This is a genomic window from Idiomarina sp. UBA4206 (assembly GCF_002383015.1).
Classification (GTDB): domain Bacteria; phylum Pseudomonadota; class Gammaproteobacteria; order Enterobacterales; family Alteromonadaceae; genus Idiomarina; species Idiomarina abyssalis.
Genome location: NZ_DFTS01000051.1, coordinates 1 through 468 on the forward strand (window position 1 = coordinate 1; position 468 = coordinate 468).

At 50.0% G+C, this 468-nt stretch carries 1 pseudogene; it reads right to left on the reverse strand.

Features of this window, described 5'->3' with window-relative positions:
- Positions 1-468 (reverse strand): annotated as a pseudogene (locus B3180_RS10880) (class II glutamine amidotransferase); the annotation flags it as partial.

A 468-nucleotide genomic window follows, 5' to 3' on the forward strand; every position in this document is an offset into this window, starting at 1 on the left:
AAGCCACAAAGTTCTCGCCAATACCCACACCAATAACCAGAGGGCTACCAGAACGGGCGACCACTAAACGCTCAGGGTATTGGGTATCCATAACCACGGTACCGTAAGCGCCTTCCAACTGACGTACTGCCGACTTAACGGCAGCCAGTAGATCACCATGCGTTTTGCGTTCGTGATGAATTAAGTGAGCGATTACTTCGGTGTCAGTCTGCGAGTTAAAGACATAACCTTCGGCTTTTAGCTCTTCGCGCAGGCGTTCGTGGTTTTCAATAATGCCGTTATGCACAACAGCAATTTGATCCTCAGAGCGGTGAGGGTGGGCATTAGCTTCAGTCACACCACCGTGCGTTGCCCAACGCGTATGCGCAATACCAATAGTCCCGTCTAACGGGTTCTGGTCTATAGCATCTTTAAGTTCCTGTACTTTACCGGTACGGCGCACGCTTTTTAAATGCTTATCGGCGTCAA